Consider the following 17,332-nt stretch of genomic DNA (forward strand, 5'->3'; position numbering starts at 1 on the left):
CTTCTTGAACTTCTAATTTAGTGAGTCATTAGCCACAATATATGATAACAAGAGATTTGATTCGGATTTTAATTGTTTTTCTTTCTTCGGTGGGCGCTTATGCGCAGGATGTAACCCGATATGACAGTCCAAAAACGGGCAATCCTATTGTGCCGGGTTACTTTGCCGATCCTACCATTAAAAAGATAGGTGATACCTATTATCTCTATGCGACGACAGATGGGAATGGCGGTGGTTTTGGTCCTTCACAAGTCTGGACCTCGAAAGATTTTGTAAATTGGGCTATACAACCCATGAATTGGCCGAACACGCATTGGTATTGGGCACCGGATATGACGAAGGGGTATGATGGACGGTATTACCTATATTATAGCCAACCTGTTGAACTTTTTGGTGCGGTATCAGAATCGCCAGTGGGACCCTGGACTTCTTTGGTAGCCGATGATAAAGCTTTTGTTCCGAACTATATGATCCCTGGCGTGATTACCTTAGATGGTCAGACGTTTACGGATGATGATGGAAAGATTTATATGTTTTGGGGCACCTGGGGGATTTACCCTGATCATGGATGCGCTGTTGGACTGCTCCGTGAGGATATGAAATCTTTTGAGCGCATTGAACTTATTCCCAATACTATTGCGAAGGATTATTTCGAGGCACCTATTATGTTCAAGCGTCATGGTGTATATTATCTTTTGTATTCCTCAGGGCATTGTGAAGATGATACCTATCGGGTGCAGTATGTGAAGAGTAAAGTGGGGCCGTTCGGTCCTTATGAGTATCCGAAGGAAAATCCGATTTTGGTGACGAATCCTGACGGTACCATTCATGGGCCTGGACATAATGGTATTTTAGAAGAGAATGGAAAAATTTATATCGTATATCATCGGCATAATAATCCCCATTCTAGTGGCGGTTTTCATAGACAGGTTGCTGCCGACGAATTACTTTTCGATGAGGACGGTAATATTCAGAAGATTGTACCTACGCATACGGGTATAGGTTATTTGGGGAAAAATACGAGACCCTATACTGATCTAGCTTTTGGAAAACATGCCGTAGCTTCGTCTGCTTATAGTGATGATTTTAAGGCAGATTTCGCGATAGATAACAATAATGGAACGTTGTGGAGGGCTGCAAATAATGAAGGAGAGGCATGGCTACAGGTTGATCTTGGTAAATCCTCGTCTATCGGAACGGTTTTGTTGGAAATGGAATATCCTACCTATGCTTACCAATACAGGATAGAAGTTTCTGCTGACGGGAAGCAATGGCAATTGTTTTCGGATAATAGTACTAACGATCGTTGGGCTAGCCCTATAATAGCACACGGAAAGTCAAAAGCCCGTTATGTGAGATTGACAGTCAGTAATACACAAGTTGTAGGACTACCGAGAGGAGTCTGGAATATGAAGGTTTACAAAGAAAGGTTAAAACAGGAGACGATTTGGTCAGATCCCCAGCCGATGCCGAAATTGACAGCGGTGAGTTCTAAAGATATTATTCGCGTGGATGCTTCTTCTTATAAAGAGGGTGAAGTTGTTGATGTTATCAAGAATACGGGCAGTCTTTCTGGTGATTGGAAAGCTCTTTCACCGGTTGTCGTTAAGAATTATCAAGGCAGATCGGCTTTTTATTTTGACGGTTCCGGGCGGTTGACTTCTAGTTTTAATGTGCCGGCATATCTCGACGGAAATGCTTCATATACTTGGAGTGCATGGGTAAATAACCCAGAAGTTGAACGTATAGAGCCTTTATTTTCATGGTCTCGGCCTGGTCATGATTTGACCTTAGCCACATTCGGTTATGGAAGTGATCCTGCGAGGGGAGCAATTCAGCACGGTGGTTGGGCGGATATGTCTTTTAAGCAGATTCCAAGAGAGAATGCTTGGCACCATATTGTGGTTACTTTTGATGGTTATATGGAGAGGTTGTATGTCGATGGGAAGTTGGAGAAAGAGCAAAATAAAATGCTATTTATCCGTCGGGATGAACGGTTTTCTATCGGTGGTTTGGGCGAAGATTTCTTTACAGGGTATATCTCGGATTTACGGGGTGCGGCTATAGCGTGGACGGCGGAGGATGTCGAGCGTATTTATAACGAAGAGGCTCATACGGGATATTTATTTGATTTGGAAACTGCAGATTGTGCTTTTGGAGAGATTGATTCTCTTTTGGTGTATGGTAGTGCGCTGAATGTCTCTAATCGAATCGCCGTGGACAAGGGGAACATCGTTGTTGCTGATGGTCGTGTTGGCCTTTCCGCTCAACAAATCCAAGTAGCTCCATTGATAGCTATGTTACAGTCTTCTTCGTTTTGTGTCGAGCTTGATTTGTTTCGTAGGGAAGCTTGGAGACATGTCGTATTGCAAAAATTGGATGGTAAAGTGCAGGTGTTCGAGGATGGGAAAATAACGAATACGCAATCTTTGGATGATTATTTTTCGATAAGGGGTAATTACATAAGTTTTGGGGCAGCAATCGTTCATGCAATACGTGCTCATAACATGAATCTTGCTTCGGAGGAAATTTCTACATTATACGCTGCATGGAAGAGAAAATGTGATGGCTACTTGGTGGCACCAGATTTACTCGCTGGCGGAGATCCGTATTTCCTGAATAACGATAATGTATTTGTAGCGGTGAAACCATTGCGTAATTTGGTTCGTTATGCATTTACGTTAAATAAGCAAGCTTCGGGTTGGATCAAAGATCCTTATTATCTGTTTTCTGCCGATAGTGCGCATTCGATTATCAACGTGTTAGTTAAAGATGTATACGGTAATGTCGGAAAGCCTGTTTCGTTGCCTGTTCCTCCTAAGCATCCTGTTAATATGTTGGAAGGTAGGTATGATTTGCCATGGGAACTGGATAGCAAGTTTGCTTTTTGGGATGGTTTGCAGCTACCTGTCGATAGAGATAGTACATGGTTATCTATTACGCGACAGGGAGATGATTGGCGGTTGGCTTCGAAAGATACAAAATGGGGAGCTGAGGGATGGAATGGTCCTTTTCTTTACAAGGAGTTGTCGGGTGATTTTACGGTGGAAATCCAGGTGAAAGATGTGGCGGGACTGGGTACAAAGGCACGTACCTCGAGTGAGGCTGGATTGATGATACAGGATGTTGCACATGCTGGAAGTTATTTAAATAATACAATTTTGACAGGTTGGAATCTTGGTAATTTGGTTCGGAGTATTGGACGGGGAGAATATCGAGAGTTAAACACCGGAGCAGGACTAGCTTTTGACGCTTATTTACAGATCCAAAAAAAAGACGCTTACTTCTATTTGCGAGGCTCTAAGGATGGAAAGCATTGGGTAAATTTACCGGGAAGTCCTTTCTTAAGAAAAGATCTTAACGATAAAAAATTACGTGTGGGAATCTATCAAACGGCGAATAATAATCAATTGAGCTATGGTACATTTGGTCCGATGAAGATCTGGAAGCTAAACCCTTAGAAATTTTAGAATGTATTAAGGTTTTGATAAAGCCTGTTTGGTATTGTACCAGACGGGCTTTTTTTGGTTTGTAACAAACCTGTTAATATATGCTTGTTAATCGTTAAAATATGGGTGAATTTTTCTTTTAATTCTATCTACTTTTAAAAATATGCTATCCGTTTTGTAAACCTGATTAGTTAAACTCTAGCTTGTATACTACTAGAGCTTATTTGTTGAGGAGATAGCTGCCAATAGGCTTATAAAATTCCAATGATTTTTAAGTAACCATAATAATCAAACAAATAAAAATGATCGTGAGAGATGAACAAAAAAGGAGAAAGCATCCTAAAGTGCTATTGTGCTTTGTTTATGTTTTCGTTTGCCTAGCACTTCCTGCTTTTGCTTTCGCACAGCAGATTGTAAAAGGTACTGTGCGTAACAGCAATGGAGAGGGGCTTCCCAATGTAAACGTTATGGAAAAGGGAAGTAACAATGGGATAAAAACGGATGAAAGTGGAAAATTTGAATTGCGACTAAAGAGTAACAATGCCACGCTCGTATTTTCGTCTATTGGGATGAAGACGATAGAACAACCTGTTACTGCGACTTCCGGGCCTGTAGAAGTGAATCTATTGGAGGATTTGGCAGGATTGGATGAGGTAGTTGTTATAGGATATGGTACGCAGCGGAAGGGAGATGTAACGAGTGCTATTGTAAGTGTAAAAGCAGAAGATTTTCTTGCCGGGAATGTCCGGGATGCAGCTGATCTGATCCGAAGTAAAGTTGCGGGTTTAAATATCACCAAGGGATCGGGGGATCCTAATGCAGAATCGCGCGTTGTTCTTCGTGGACTCGCTACACTTGAAGGGAATTCAAGTCCTTTGGTATTGGTAGACGGTATCGTAGGAACTTTGAGTACAGTACCCCCTGAGAGTATCGAATCAATAGATGTTTTAAAGGATGCTTCGGCAGCAGCTATTTACGGTACGCGTGGTGCAAATGGAGTCATCTTAATTACAACCAAAAAAGGTAGTCAGGGGGAAAGAGCTACGGTTAACTACAATGCTTATGCAGCAACTTCGCAGTTTTATAAAATACCGGAGTTTATGGATGCACAGGATATACGCGATGGTTACACGAACTTTACGGATTTGGGGCATAATACAGATTGGCTTGATGCGGTAATGCAAACCGGTTTTACACAAAATCATAGCCTGAATATTCAGGGAGGTTCAAAGAACACAAGTTATTCAGCCAACGTGACCTACAGAGATGAAAACGGAGTAATGAAGCAAACAGACCTAAGCAGTATAAAAACGACTTTCGACCTCACACATTCGATGTGGGATAATATCCTTAAACTCAACTTTAACTTGGTGCAGTCGGAGCAGCGGAACAATGTTAATGCAGCTTCTGCCGCAGATTTGAGTAGCCCTTATCGTCAGGCGGTCATCCATAATCCAACTGCTCCAATTTATAATGAAGATGGAAGTTATTACGAAGACTATAATGTATATCAGTATTACAACCCCGTTGCAATTCTTAACGAACGACAAGGCGATAACAAAACCAAGCGTAGTCGCTTGACAGGGAACATTACCTTAGAACCTATTAAAGGTTGGACAACGAATCTGATAATTTCTCGTCAAAATACGACGGGTCTATATGGGTATTATAGTACCAAGCAGTATTATACATCGAGGGTAAATGCTTATAATGGATCGGCTTATCGATCGGATAGCGATACCCGATCGGATAATTTGGAATTAACGACAAATTATAGAAAGGTAATAGGGGATCACAACTTCAGTGTGCTCGGAGGCTATAGTTATCTCTATAACGAAACCGAAAGTGGGAGTATGTTTAATTATGATTTCCCCACTGATGTATACTCCTATCATAATATATCACTTGGGAATGCATTGAAGGATGGCGATGGATCCATGACAAGCAATAAAGTAAATGATCGTCTTATCGGTTTTTTCGGTAGGCTAAGTTATACTTTTAAAGATCGTTATAACTTGTTAGCGAGTTTCCGTAGAGAAGGATCTTCCAAGTTTGGTGATAATAATAAATGGGGAAATTTTCCTGCGGTTTCGTTGGGTTGGACGTTAACCAAAGAGCGGTTTTTAGAAAATGCGAAGTGGCTCAATAATTTAAAACTGCGTGGAGGTTATGGTGTTACCGGTGTTATTCCTGGAGAATCCTATTTGTCGTTGACAAGGTATAATTATGGCAATTTCTATTATGAAGACGGCGAATGGCAGAGTGGACTGGCAATCACATCCAACCCAAATCCAGATCTTAGGTGGGAAAAATCAGCTGAATTAAATATAGGAGTCGATTTCAGTTTGTTCAACGATCGGTTTGGTGGATCGGTAGATTTCTACAATAAAAATACGAAGGATATGCTCTGGGATTACAACGTTCCTCTTCCTCCTAACTTGTATTCTGTAACGAAAGCTAATGTAGGGAAGATGAACAATAAAGGTGTTGAAGTAATGTTAAACTTCATTCCAGTTAGAAAAGAGGATTTCGAATGGAAGACTATGTTAACTGCTTCGCACAATAAAAATAAATTAATTAGTCTTTCTAACGATTTGTATCAAACCACTAATTTCCTTGAAGCAGCTTATGCAGGAGATCCTATATCTGTACCTACGCATCGTTTGGAAGAAGGTCAGCCCTTTGGGAATTATTGGGGGCCGAAGTCTGTTGGTGTAACAGAAGCAGGAATCTGGATTATCGAGGATCCGAAGACTGGCGAAGCTGTAGAATTTAGTCCGACGATGTTGACCGATGATTATCGTCAATATTTAGGTAATGGTATGCCTAAATTGTTTTTGGGATGGAATAATAGTTTTCGCTATAAGAAGTTTGATTTCAATATGCAATTAAGTAGCCAATGGGGGTTCCAGATATTGAATGAACAACGGATGTTTTATGAGAATAATTCGATTGCTTATAATCGATTGAAAACAGCGAAAGATGCGGTTTATGGGATTGCACCATTATCATCTTCTCAATCACAGACTTTTATGAGTTATTATCTGGAAAATGGGAATTTCGTAAAGTTGAATAATATCAACGTGGGGTATTCATTTAAATTGAATCAACAGAAATATATTCAACATATCCGTGTTTACCTGACAGGTCAAAATTTGTTTAGTATAACAAATTATTCCGGATTGGATCCTGAGTTGACCAATAGTAATTTAATGGGTGCGGGTACGGATCCGAGAGATAAATACCCTTCTATTCGTTCGTTTACTTTCGGACTTAATTTAACACTGTAATTATGAAAAAGTATAATTTTAAATTCAATAAGAAATATATCATTGCTTCATCTGTCCTTTTACTTACCTGTAGTGCGGCATGTACAAAGCTTGATGAGGATATTTTTAGCGAGATTTCAACGGAAAAGACTGAATTTACGGAAGATGATATCCGAAGTCTTGTAGCACCCGTGCACGCTTCTTTGCGGTCATTGTACTGGGGTTGGGATGGTCTTTTTGATATTTACGAGGAGTCCTCAGATCTTATTATGACACCTTTCCGTATTGGCACCGGTTGGGGAGATTACTATATCTCTATGCATAAGCATACCTTTAATCCTTCTATTTCACATTTTTATGGGTTGTGGTATAATGCTTATCGAGGTATTGGCAGCGCAAATCAAGTTTTAGACCTCGAAAGTGAAGCTGTTACGTCTTATATTCCTGAAATGCGTGCCATGCGTGCACTTTTCTACTATTTTTTACTAGATAATTTTAGAAATATTCCATTGGAAACAACGCAAAAACTTCCAGGAGGTTATCTTCCGCCACAGGTAGATCCGCAAGAAGTGTTCGATTTTATTGTCTCGGAATTGGAGGCCGTGAAAGATGATTTAGGTGATGGAACCACCAATTTTGGTCACATGAATCGCTATGCAGCTAATATGGTATTAGCTAAATTGTACCTGAATCACAATGCCTGGTTTAATACGACCGATAACTCTTATTACGAGAAAGCTTTAGCTGAAGTGAATGAGGTGATTAATAGTGGTAAGTATAGTTTGTCGGCCAACTATGAGGATCCATTTAAATCGGAAATCTCGTCAAACCCAGAGGTGATCTTTGGTATACCGTTTGATTTTACGTATGCATCGGGGAATTATTTATCGAACAAAGCTTTACATGGTGGTAGTGCAGCAACTTTTGGACTTAGTGGTGCGCCCTGGAATGGCAGTTGTGCGATTCCACAGTTTATTGATACTTATGATGAAGATGACGAGCGTTTAGCCAAGACTTGGCTTGTTGGTCAGCAGTATAGTCAATCGGGAAGTCTAATTTATGTCGGGGCAGAACCGTTGGTTTATACAAAAGATGTCAGCAGTATTGATAATCCTGGAGCTTACCAATTTGAAGGTGCCCGTTTTCGAAAATATGAAATCGTTGCAGGAAATGTTGGGACTTATGGTGATGATGTGCCTTTGTTTCGATTGACTGATGCATATTTTATTAAAGCAGAGTGCTTACTTCGGTTGGAGACAGATGAACAAACAGCTGCGGATTTGGTCACGGAGGTACGAAAGAGAGCATTTACAGCGAATCCTGATAAGGCTGTACGGACCATTGCCCAACTGAAAGGTGGTAGTGTGTATAATTACGGTCACTATGAAAATGGTGTATGGGAGACTGTCGAGGGGGGGAGTGATGTCGTGTTAGGTGGACTTTTGGATGACTTAGCTTGGGAGTTTGTTGGTGAACACCACAGACGACAGGATTTGATCCGTTTCCATCTGAGTAATGGCAATAACGTTTATTTAGGTAAGTCTTGGTTTTGTAAGGATGCTGAAGGAAATAATGCTTCACACAAGAATATATTCCCAATCCCAAAGAACTTCATGGATTCGAATGTTAGTTTTGTGCAAAATCCAGGATATTAAGTCCCTAGAAGTATTTTGTTTTGCTTGAGAAAGAGATGGTCTTTTAGAGGCCATCTCTTTCTATTTGTGTAATCAGCGCATAATTTCTTATCTTTCGGATATGAGAATCGCCTTCTTTTCTACACAACCTTATGATCGTTTTTTCTTTGAACAAGAAAATGCCGAGGGTAAATTTTCGTTTCAATTTTATGAAACGCATTTGGGACCGCACATCGTACACGCGGTGGAGGATGTTGATGCGGTATGTGTGTTTGTGAACGATAAGATCAATCAGGAAGTTTTGTCCGTCTTAGCAGACAGGGGGGTGAAAGTGATTGCACTTCGTTGTGCCGGTTTTAATAATGTTGATTTGGAAGCTGCGAAAAAATACGGCATTAGGGTTTGCAGGGTTCCTGCTTATTCACCAGAAGCCGTTGCTGAACACGCTGTTGCGATGCTTTTGACTTTAAATAGAAAGACGCATAAAGCGTATAATAGAGTTCGTGAACAGAATTTTTCCTTAAATGGTTTACTCGGCTTTAATATTCATGGGCGAACGATTGGTGTTATAGGTACTGGTAAGATAGGTAAGGCTTTTTGCCGAATTATGCTTGGGTTTGGATGTAAAGTATGGGCTTATGATGTTTTTGAGGACCTGGATTTGAGAAATGCGGGAGTGACCTATGTGCCTTTGAACCAAATTTTTGAGCAGGCTGATATTATATCTTTGCATTGCCCATTAATGCCAGAGACGAAGCATTTGATTAATGAAGAATCCTTGAGTAAAATGAAGGAGGGGGTGGTGCTTATTAATACAAGTCGAGGTGGACTTGTGGATACGAAGGCTGTTGTTGAAGCTTTGAAAAGCCAAAAACTGGGCGGTATTGCCATCGATGTGTATGAACAGGAAGAAAAGATTTTCTTTAAAGATCTTAGTACTGTGGTTATTCAAGATGATGTGTTGCAACGGTTAACCAGTTTTCCAAACGTACTGTTAACGGCGCACCAAGCTTTTTTTACCGATGAGGCGTTGACGCAAATTGCAAAAATTACGCTGCGGAATGTGAAAGAAGGACTTCAAAAAACAGTAGATAAGCTTGATCCTGCTTTTCTTGTTTAATTATATAGCGGTTGATTTCCGTTGCGTGGTAGTGGAAGGGAGCAAAAAATTTTCGAATGGCATGTCCTTCCGGTCTCTGCTATCTTGGATAAGTCCCATCAGGAGTTCTAAGGCGAGCTGCGCCATTTCCTTCGTAGGTTGCCGTATGGTAGATAGTGCAGGATATAGGTAGTTCGCTAGGTTGGTGTTGGTAAAACCAATCACAGCGATATCGTCAGGAACGCTTAGTTGCAGGTTTGCAAGGACACCTAGTATTTTGATGGATAAGGTATCTGTACCGCCAACAATGGCGTCTGGTAAGTTTTCGTTTTGCTGTAAATTAATAAAGAATGCTTTTAATATGCAATCAATATCTTGATTGGGGTCTTGATAGTCTGCATAGACTACATATTCTTCTTTAAAGGGAATCGCATAATTTAAAAGTGCATTTTTGTAACCTCTGATGCGGTCTTTGGTGTTACCTATATCCTTACCGCATAGAAATACTATTTTTTTTCGTCCCTTTTTGATAAGATCCTCTGTGGCTACATAGGTTTCCATACTGTTGTGTATGCCTATTTTGTAGGTGTTTAGACGATGTTGCGTCCTGTCGAAGAGAATGACCGGACAGATATTGAGATGAACTTGTTGAAGCAGTTCATAATTTGAATCTTCAAATGCTGGCGATATGATGATCCCTGCTACATTCTGATGAATAAGAAACTGAAGGGCTTCTTTTTCGCTTTCTTCATTGTTTTGGGTTTGAAGAGGGATAAGGGTATAGTGCAAAGGTGTGATTACTTTATAGAGTTCTTCTATGAATTCCAAGAAAAAAGGGCTGGAAAGAAAGGGTATAACGACGCCGATTAAATTTGTTTTTCCCGTTTTTAGATTTCTTGCAAAAGTGTTCGGTCTGAAATTATGTTCTTTGGCAAATGCTAATACCCGTTCTCTTGTTTCCTTCTTTATTTCATGACTATTATTGAGCGCGCGCGATACCGTCGCGGGAGATATTTGTAGCGCTTTAGCAATAAATTTTATTGTGATGTCGGCCATGATTCTGGAATTTTGTTATTGGTTAAATTTATTGAATTTATTTGTATAAACCATGTATACTCCATTTTATCAGCTTTTATATTAAATGTATTGTTGACATTTATATTAATTTGACTATTTTTAACGAAATAACCTGTATATATACTTTCAGGCTGTATAAATAGGTTATGAAGGAAACCGCATAAATGCCAAACAATATAAACATATGACTAAAAAAATCTTATTGAATACATTAGGGCTTGCTCTTATGGGAGTCCTTTCTGTACAAGCGCAACAGCAGCATAGAACGACAGTTTCTAAAGATACAGTAATCAAGGTTTCTGGTAATCCACTTTTCACGCATAAATATACGGCAGATCCTGCTGCTTTGGTCGTTGGAGATACATTCTATTTATATGCTGGACAGGATACGGGAGATGGGCGTGGGTACAATATCCCAAATTGGTTGGTTTTTTCGACTAAGGACATGAAAACGTGGACGGAGCATGCTGTTCCTTTGCGCACGGGGGATTTTAGTTGGGCCGTAGGAAACAGCTCCTGGGCTTCACAAGTGATAGAGCGCGATGGTAAATTTTATTGGTATGTTTCTACGGAGCATAAGGATGTAGATGGAAAACGAGGGAAAGCAATTGGTGTCGCTGTATCGGATAATCCTACAGGGCCATTTAAAGATGCGAAGGGGTCGGCATTGATTACCAACAACATGACAACGAAATGGACGCATATCAGTTGGGACGACATTGATCCTACGGTTTGGATTGACAAAGACGGACAGGCTTATCTTTTTTGGGGAAATACACAATGTTATTATGCCAAATTAAAACCTAATATGATAGAGATTGAAGGTGATATTATTCCTGTTTCTCTACCCGCCTTTACTGAGGCTCCTTGGATTCATAAAAAAGGTGATTGGTATTACCTTTCCTATGCTACAGGCTTCCCAGAAAAAATTGCTTATGCGATGAGTCGGAGTATTCAAGGTCCTTGGGAATATAAGGGTATTTTGAATGAAATAGCTGGAAACAGTAATACAAACCATCAAGCTATTGTAGAGTTTAAGGGGAATTGGTATTTCGTATACCACAATGGGGCGGTACAGACCGAAGGCGGAAGCTACCGACGTTCAGTGTGTATCGATCGTTTGTTCTACAATAAAGATGGAAGTTTAAAGCGTATCCAAATGACTACCGAGGGAATTTGGAAGTAAGATAAGAAGCCGGGAGTTCCGTGGATTAATTTCTCCATGTGATGTGTAATAATGGCGTAGTATTTGTAAATGGATGTTAAAAGTTCCTTTCACATGATGGATTAATCCATCATGTGAAAGGAACTTTTAATCGTTACCACAAAATATATACGTTCATAAAAAGTATGAAAAAATTAATCGGACTCCTTTTGGTTGTGTTGTTCACGGTAAGTATGTCGTCTTGTTACAACAGCAGACACGCACATCGTATGCCTCCTGGGCATGCAAAAAAGGTTTATGGCAGCAAGTCTGCAAAGAAATATGCGCCGGGACAGCAAAAGAAGAAAAAGAAAGGCAATAAGCACTATAGGTATGAAGCTCCGATACAGCGGGGATGGTAGTTTGTTAAACAAGATATAGCTAAACTTTTTTGTATCTTAGTGTATATGTTAAAAACCTTAAAATCTTCTATATGTTGAAAAAATACGTGAAACATAGTCTTTTGTATGGTTTGGTCATTGTAGGTTTTTCCTCGTGCCAAAGCAGCACAACACCAAAATCTGAAGAGGCTCATAATCCGGCAACGCAAACTGTTCCTCAGGAGGCTGAGCATCTTATTGGACGTTGGGATCTGACAGTAGACAGGGATGGTAAAACAGCACCTTCATGGTTGGAGGTTAAGCTTTCTGGCTACAATACCCTTGTTGGTTCTTTTGTTGGAGAGAGCGGAAGTAGCCGCCCTGTATCACATGTTAAATTGGAAAATGGTAGATTTTCATTTGCTATTCCACCACAATGGGAAGGAGGAGAAGGCGATTTCGTGATTGAAGGAGAATTAACGGAGGCTGGTTTGAAAGGAACTATAAAGTCCAATAAAGGTATTGTTTCAAATTATTCCGGTGTAAAAGCCCCTTATCTAAATAGAACTGGTGAAGCAAAATGGGGGACGGCGATTGAACTGTTCAATGGTAAAGATTTAAGCGGTTGGCGTACCTCGTCTGACGACAATCAGTGGGTGGTGAAAGAGGGGGTCCTCGTTAATCAGAAAGCTGGAGCTAATCTGATTACAGAACAAAAATTTGAAGATTTCAAACTTATTGCTGAATTCCGATATACCGAAGGAGGAAATTCGGGGATTTATCTACGTGGCCGTTATGAAGTACAGATAGAAGACTCTCCGAAGGACCGTCATCCTGGATCTTTATATTTTGGAGGGGTATATGGATTTTTATCGCCAAATGAGATGGCTACATTAGGGCCTAATACTTGGAATCGTTATGAAATTACTTTACGGGGACGATTGGTGACGATTGTAGCGAACGGAAAGACAATCATTGCGAATCAGGAGATTCCGGGTATAACCGGTGGTGCTTTAGATAGCCAGGAGGGTGAACCAGGACCTATTTATCTCCAAGGTGATCACACTGGCGTAGAATTTAGGAAGCTTACCATCATACCTGCGGGTTAATTACAAATAAAAAACAAAGGTATTTGCATAAGTTAGGCTTTCTTCTTATTTAAATACCTCTTAATACTTTTTTCATTAGCAGAAGTTAAATTGTTATGAGACGAACCCTTTTATTTTTGTTCTTGTGTATGTTTGGATATTTTTCTTTTGCACAATATGGAATGGACGACCGGCTGGAAGTTGTGGCCTCGTTCGGAAATGAACAGCCTATTGGCGTAAGTGTTTCTTCTTTAAATCGGGTGTTTGTTTCTTTTCCGCGTCGAGAGCCCTATACGTATGGTTTAACGGAAATTGTCGATGGAAAAAGAATAGCTTTTCCGGATCTGAAATGGAATAGCACCGAGAGGCGGGAAGAGGATTATTTTGTCAATGTTCAGGATATTTATGTCGATATTGAAGATCAGTTGTGGGTGTTAGATTCTAAACCGGGAGCGGGAAATTCCGTTTTTGGGAAATCGGGTGATGACGCTCGCATCGGGAAGTTTAAATTGGTGCAGATTGATTTGGCTTCTAATAAGGTAGTGAAACAATATACGTTTGATGATTTAAATAAATTCAAGTCGGGATTAAATGATGTACGTGTAGATACCGATAAAAAGAAAGCTTATCTCTCTGACCCAGGACAAGCCGGAATCGTTATTCTTGATCTACGCAGTGGTAAATCAAGGTTGGTATTATCGGAAAGCCGTTATACTAAAGCGGATCCCGAGCTTGTCTTAAATTATGAGGGGCATGATATGCGCAACAGTGAAGGCAAGCCTTTTATGTCTAATGTAAATGGTATCGCTTTAACCAAAGATAATCGTTATTTTTATTTTAAACCGATCAATACGGAACATCTTTATCGTATAGAAACAACTTACCTCGTTGATGCGTCATTAACGGATCAGCTTTTGATGGAAAAAGTTGAGGATATGGGAAAAACGACTATTACACATGGGTTGGTCGCAGATGTTCAGGGGAGGATTTATTTGACCTCTTCGCTAGATTATAGTATTAAGCGTTGGTCACCTGAAGGTACTATCGAAACCTTGGTACAAGATGATCGACTTATTTGGCCGGATTCATTAGGTCTTGGAAGTGATGGTTACCTGTATTTCTCCTGTGCACAAGTGAATAGGTTGCCGCAATGGAATGAAGGGATAGATAAGACCGCGTATCCTTATCAAGTATATCGCGTGAAGGTTTTATAAACCGATTATAACCACTACAATATCCTCGTTATGATAAGACGGGTGGTAGTTCGATATTGCACCTTGGCGCTTATAGTAAGCGAGTTCTTCGTAAACAGCTTTCCGGAGTACACCCTTTCCTTTTCCGTGTATGAAACGAATTTCAGCATACGCCCAATAGATGGCGGCGTCTAGACTCTCCCGCAGCAAATCAATGGATTCTGCTAATAATTCATCTGCATCAAAATCAGCATGATTTTGTAAAAATGAATCTGTATGTAAATCGACTTCCTTTGCTGGGCGGGGTAATTCTCTAGCCATTTCCAAAAATAATACTTATGTTTAGCAAATAAAAAAATAGTGTGCTCTCATGAAAAAAATCTGCTTATCCCTTTTTGCTGTATGTTGTATTATTGGAAGTTCAAAAGCGCAGCAAGATGCCGGAATGATGGATCAGATCTATCGGACATCATTTGAGGAAGGGTTGGCCTATGATAATCTCAGGTATTTAACGAAAGATATCGGTAATCGGATAGCTGGCTCTACGAAAGCAGAGGAAGCTGTGATATGGTCTAAAGGATTGATGGAGGCCATGCCGTTTGATAAAGTATATCTGCAAGATGTTGAGGTCCCTTTTTGGGATCGAGGAAAAAAGGAGGAGGCTTATATCGAGTCTTCTAAAACGTCATTAAAGGTATTGGCCTTAGGAGGATCGGTTTCTACGCCTAAAGAAGGTATTTCTGCAGAGGTAATTGAGGTTGAATTTCTTGCGGATTTAAAAAAATATGGGGATGCCGTTCGCGGTAAAATTGTCTTTGTAAATAAGCCTTGGGACGAATCTATGGTGGAAACAGGAGTGGCTTATGGTCTTAATAGTAGCCAACGGAGCCGTGGTCCAGCGGAGGTTGCAAAACTTGGTGGAATTGCTTATTTGTTCCGGTCGCTATCCTCTTCGCCTGATGATGATTATCCGCACACCGGTGGTACACGTTATGTGGAGGGAATTGATAGTATTCCGGCTTTGGCAATCTCAGCAAAGAGCGCACAACGATTAAGCGAGGAACTGAAAAAGAATGCACATTTAAAGGTTTTTTTGAAGAATGAGTCTGCATGGAAAGGTATTGTTAAAACACATAATGTGATAGCAGAATGGAAAGGTTCCGAAAAACCGGAAGAAATTATCACCATTGGCGGACACATTGATTCGTGGGACCTTGGTGAAGGTGCCCATGATAATGGGACTGGTACGATGGGGACTTTAGATGCTATTCGTACCTTGATGCGACTGGGCTATAAGCCTAAGCATACAATACGGCTCGTGTTTTACATGAATGAAGAGAATGGGGTACAAGGTTCGTTAAAGTATGGTGAAATTGCGAAATCGAAAGGTGAACAGATTGTTGCTGCAATAGAAAGTGATGCAGGGGGATTCTCGCCCCGTGGTTTTGATATTAAATCTTCTGCCGAAGCACTTCATTGGATTCAAACACAATGGAAGCCTTTGTTTGAGGAGAAATTTTGGGTTTCTCGCTTTTTGCAAGGAAGTCCTGGCGTAGATTCGGGAATTTGGGGACAATATTTTCCGAATACTGTCATGTTCAACTTTAGGCCAGATCCACATCGTTATTTTGATATACACCATACGGAAAAAGATGTGTTTGAGGCGGTAGATCGTCGTGAGCTTCAATCGGGGGTAGCCGCATTGGCTTCACTTCTTTATTTAGTGGATCAGCAAATTAATCAAATGCCAAAATAAATCAATCACGAGGGGTTGACTTCAGGGTTACAGCAAAGGCGGGAATGGGGATTGTCGTATATGGGCTAATTTAACTTGGAACAAAGCCGCCATTTTACGACCTCTTGACTTAGCTTCATTGGCTATGGTTCCTTCGAATAGACTATCTACCGTTTCGTGAAATAACAATAACCAACGATCGAAATGCTCTTCTTCGATAGGGAGCTGTGCATGCGGAGGGAAAGGTCTGCCATGATAGGTATACTCGTCAAATAGGATAGTTTGCCAAAATGTGTACATCTTTTCCAAATGCTCGGCCCATCGGTCGCCTATTTTTGAGTCAAAAATAGCTCCCAGCGAATTGTCCGATCTCACCTTTCCATAAAAGCTGTCTACTAGGTGCTTAATATCTTCTATCGATTCTATATCTTTTTTTTCCATCATCAACATGATTTTTGTAAAGTTAGAAAAGATATTTGTTTAAAAATATGATCTAGATCATCTCCTTTTGAGCTTATAATAACAAATACCATAATAAAGCGTAGTTTTTCGTTTTTTGCAGGTTAGGCATTCTATGCTTGCTTTCTGCGTTTCTAACACTGGTGATAGGACTTTCCTTATATTTTTGATTCTTATAAAAAAGTAAAGTTGATGCTTTTTTAATAGAAACTGCATAAAAAAAGTTGTCACGAGTAGAGGGCTCGCGACAACTATATTGAGAAGAGATAATGTGCTTTTGTTATTTAGATTAAATAAAAATAACATTACAAATATAGAGATAAATTTTAGATATCATAACTAAATTGAAAAAAAATGAAAAATATTTTTTTGTTGCTTTTTTAAGGTGATTTGGAGAGTTATTCTGGACAGAAATGTGATGCTTTTGCGCTTAAAATTTGGGCGATGAAAGATTATCTATCAAATTATCAGTTGATTAAAATATTTTTAATTATTGCTCTTGCAATCGCTATAGATAAGCTGTATATTTGTGCCACACAAAACAAAGGTGATACCTTTTCGGGGTGTAGCGTAGCCCGGTATCGCGCCACATTTGGGATGTGGAGGTCGTAGGTTCGAATCCTGCCACCCCGACAACACTTACGACAAGTAAGATCGAAAACCCGCAAATCTCACGATTAAGCGGGTTTTTTATTTTTTCCGAAGCAGAGTCCTGCAAACAATGGATCATAACGGATCATGTTCAAAAGTTGTGGAGAGGAGAAAAAATAATCAGATATTTGCAGCTTGATATTTTGTTGAGATG

The 17,332-nt window shown here is 40.0% G+C and carries 12 protein-coding genes and 1 tRNA gene; 10 read left to right on the plus strand and 3 right to left on the minus strand.

Annotated elements, in window-relative coordinates:
- Positions 1-41 precede the first annotated feature (41 nt).
- From ACSZOX_RS20505 to ACSZOX_RS20520, 4 genes are all read left to right on the plus strand, one after another.
- Complete coding sequence (locus ACSZOX_RS20505) at positions 42-3,461, plus strand: family 43 glycosylhydrolase (RefSeq protein ID WP_437922076.1); 3,420 nt, start codon at positions 42-44, stop codon at positions 3,459-3,461.
- A gap of 290 nt (positions 3,462-3,751) precedes the next feature.
- Entirely contained in the window at positions 3,752-6,739 is a 2,988-nt protein-coding gene (locus tag ACSZOX_RS20510) for a SusC/RagA family TonB-linked outer membrane protein (RefSeq protein ID WP_437922077.1), read from the plus strand.
- 2 nt (positions 6,740-6,741) lie between these two features.
- Entirely contained in the window at positions 6,742-8,373 is a 1,632-nt protein-coding gene (locus tag ACSZOX_RS20515; protein WP_437922078.1) for a RagB/SusD family nutrient uptake outer membrane protein, read from the plus strand.
- 100 nt (positions 8,374-8,473) lie between these two features.
- Positions 8,474-9,472 carry a 2-hydroxyacid dehydrogenase gene (locus tag ACSZOX_RS20520; protein WP_437922079.1) on the plus strand — a complete coding sequence of 333 codons (999 nt, stop codon included), beginning with the start codon at positions 8,474-8,476 and terminating at the stop codon, positions 9,470-9,472.
- On the opposite strand, the gene ACSZOX_RS20525 is transcribed toward ACSZOX_RS20520, so the two are convergent.
- Positions 9,473-10,507, minus strand: coding sequence for a LacI family DNA-binding transcriptional regulator (locus ACSZOX_RS20525; RefSeq protein ID WP_437922080.1), 1,035 nt, complete (start codon positions 10,505-10,507; stop codon positions 9,473-9,475). It lies immediately after the preceding gene.
- A gap of 205 nt (positions 10,508-10,712) precedes the next feature.
- Between ACSZOX_RS20525 and ACSZOX_RS20530 the strand changes: the two genes are divergently transcribed.
- The 4 genes from ACSZOX_RS20530 to ACSZOX_RS20545 all read left to right on the plus strand — a co-directional run bounded on the left by ACSZOX_RS20530 (position 10,713) and on the right by ACSZOX_RS20545 (position 14,354).
- The gene (locus ACSZOX_RS20530) at positions 10,713-11,714 is read left to right on the plus strand and encodes a glycoside hydrolase family 43 protein (RefSeq protein WP_437922081.1); all 1,002 of its coding nucleotides are present in this window, start codon (positions 10,713-10,715) and stop codon (positions 11,712-11,714) included.
- Positions 11,715-11,878: 164 nt separating this feature from the next.
- Entirely contained in the window at positions 11,879-12,094 is a 216-nt protein-coding gene (locus ACSZOX_RS20535; protein ID WP_437922082.1) for a quinol oxidase subunit 4, read from the plus strand.
- 71 nt (positions 12,095-12,165) lie between these two features.
- Complete coding sequence (locus ACSZOX_RS20540; RefSeq protein WP_437922083.1) at positions 12,166-13,161, plus strand: 3-keto-disaccharide hydrolase; 996 nt, start codon at positions 12,166-12,168, stop codon at positions 13,159-13,161.
- 95 nt (positions 13,162-13,256) lie between these two features.
- The gene (locus tag ACSZOX_RS20545; RefSeq protein WP_437922084.1) at positions 13,257-14,354 is read left to right on the plus strand and encodes an L-dopachrome tautomerase-related protein; all 1,098 of its coding nucleotides are present in this window, start codon (positions 13,257-13,259) and stop codon (positions 14,352-14,354) included.
- On the opposite strand, the gene ACSZOX_RS20550 is transcribed toward ACSZOX_RS20545, so the two are convergent.
- A complete protein-coding gene (locus ACSZOX_RS20550) occupies positions 14,349-14,654 on the minus strand; it encodes a Smr/MutS family protein (RefSeq protein WP_437922085.1) in 306 nt (101 codons plus the stop codon). The two genes, ACSZOX_RS20545 and ACSZOX_RS20550, sit on opposite strands and share 6 nt — an antisense overlap.
- 49 nt (positions 14,655-14,703) lie before the next feature.
- Here ACSZOX_RS20550 and ACSZOX_RS20555 point away from each other — a divergent pair, with 49 nt between their 5' ends.
- Positions 14,704-16,089, plus strand: coding sequence for a M20/M25/M40 family metallo-hydrolase (locus tag ACSZOX_RS20555; protein WP_437922086.1), 1,386 nt, complete (start codon positions 14,704-14,706; stop codon positions 16,087-16,089).
- 27 nt (positions 16,090-16,116) lie between these two features.
- Here the strand turns inward: ACSZOX_RS20555 and ACSZOX_RS20560 are convergent, their stop codons facing one another.
- Positions 16,117-16,512, minus strand: a complete 396-nt coding sequence (locus ACSZOX_RS20560; protein WP_437922087.1) for a group III truncated hemoglobin — start codon at positions 16,510-16,512, stop codon at positions 16,117-16,119.
- Between the two features lie 574 nt (positions 16,513-17,086).
- Here ACSZOX_RS20560 and ACSZOX_RS20565 point away from each other — a divergent pair.
- Positions 17,087-17,160, plus strand: a tRNA-Pro gene (locus ACSZOX_RS20565).
- Positions 17,161-17,332 lie beyond the last annotated feature (172 nt).

It is taken from the genome of Sphingobacterium sp. LRF_L2 (assembly GCF_965644235.1).
In the GTDB taxonomy this organism is placed as follows: Bacteria; Bacteroidota; Bacteroidia; order Sphingobacteriales; family Sphingobacteriaceae; genus Sphingobacterium.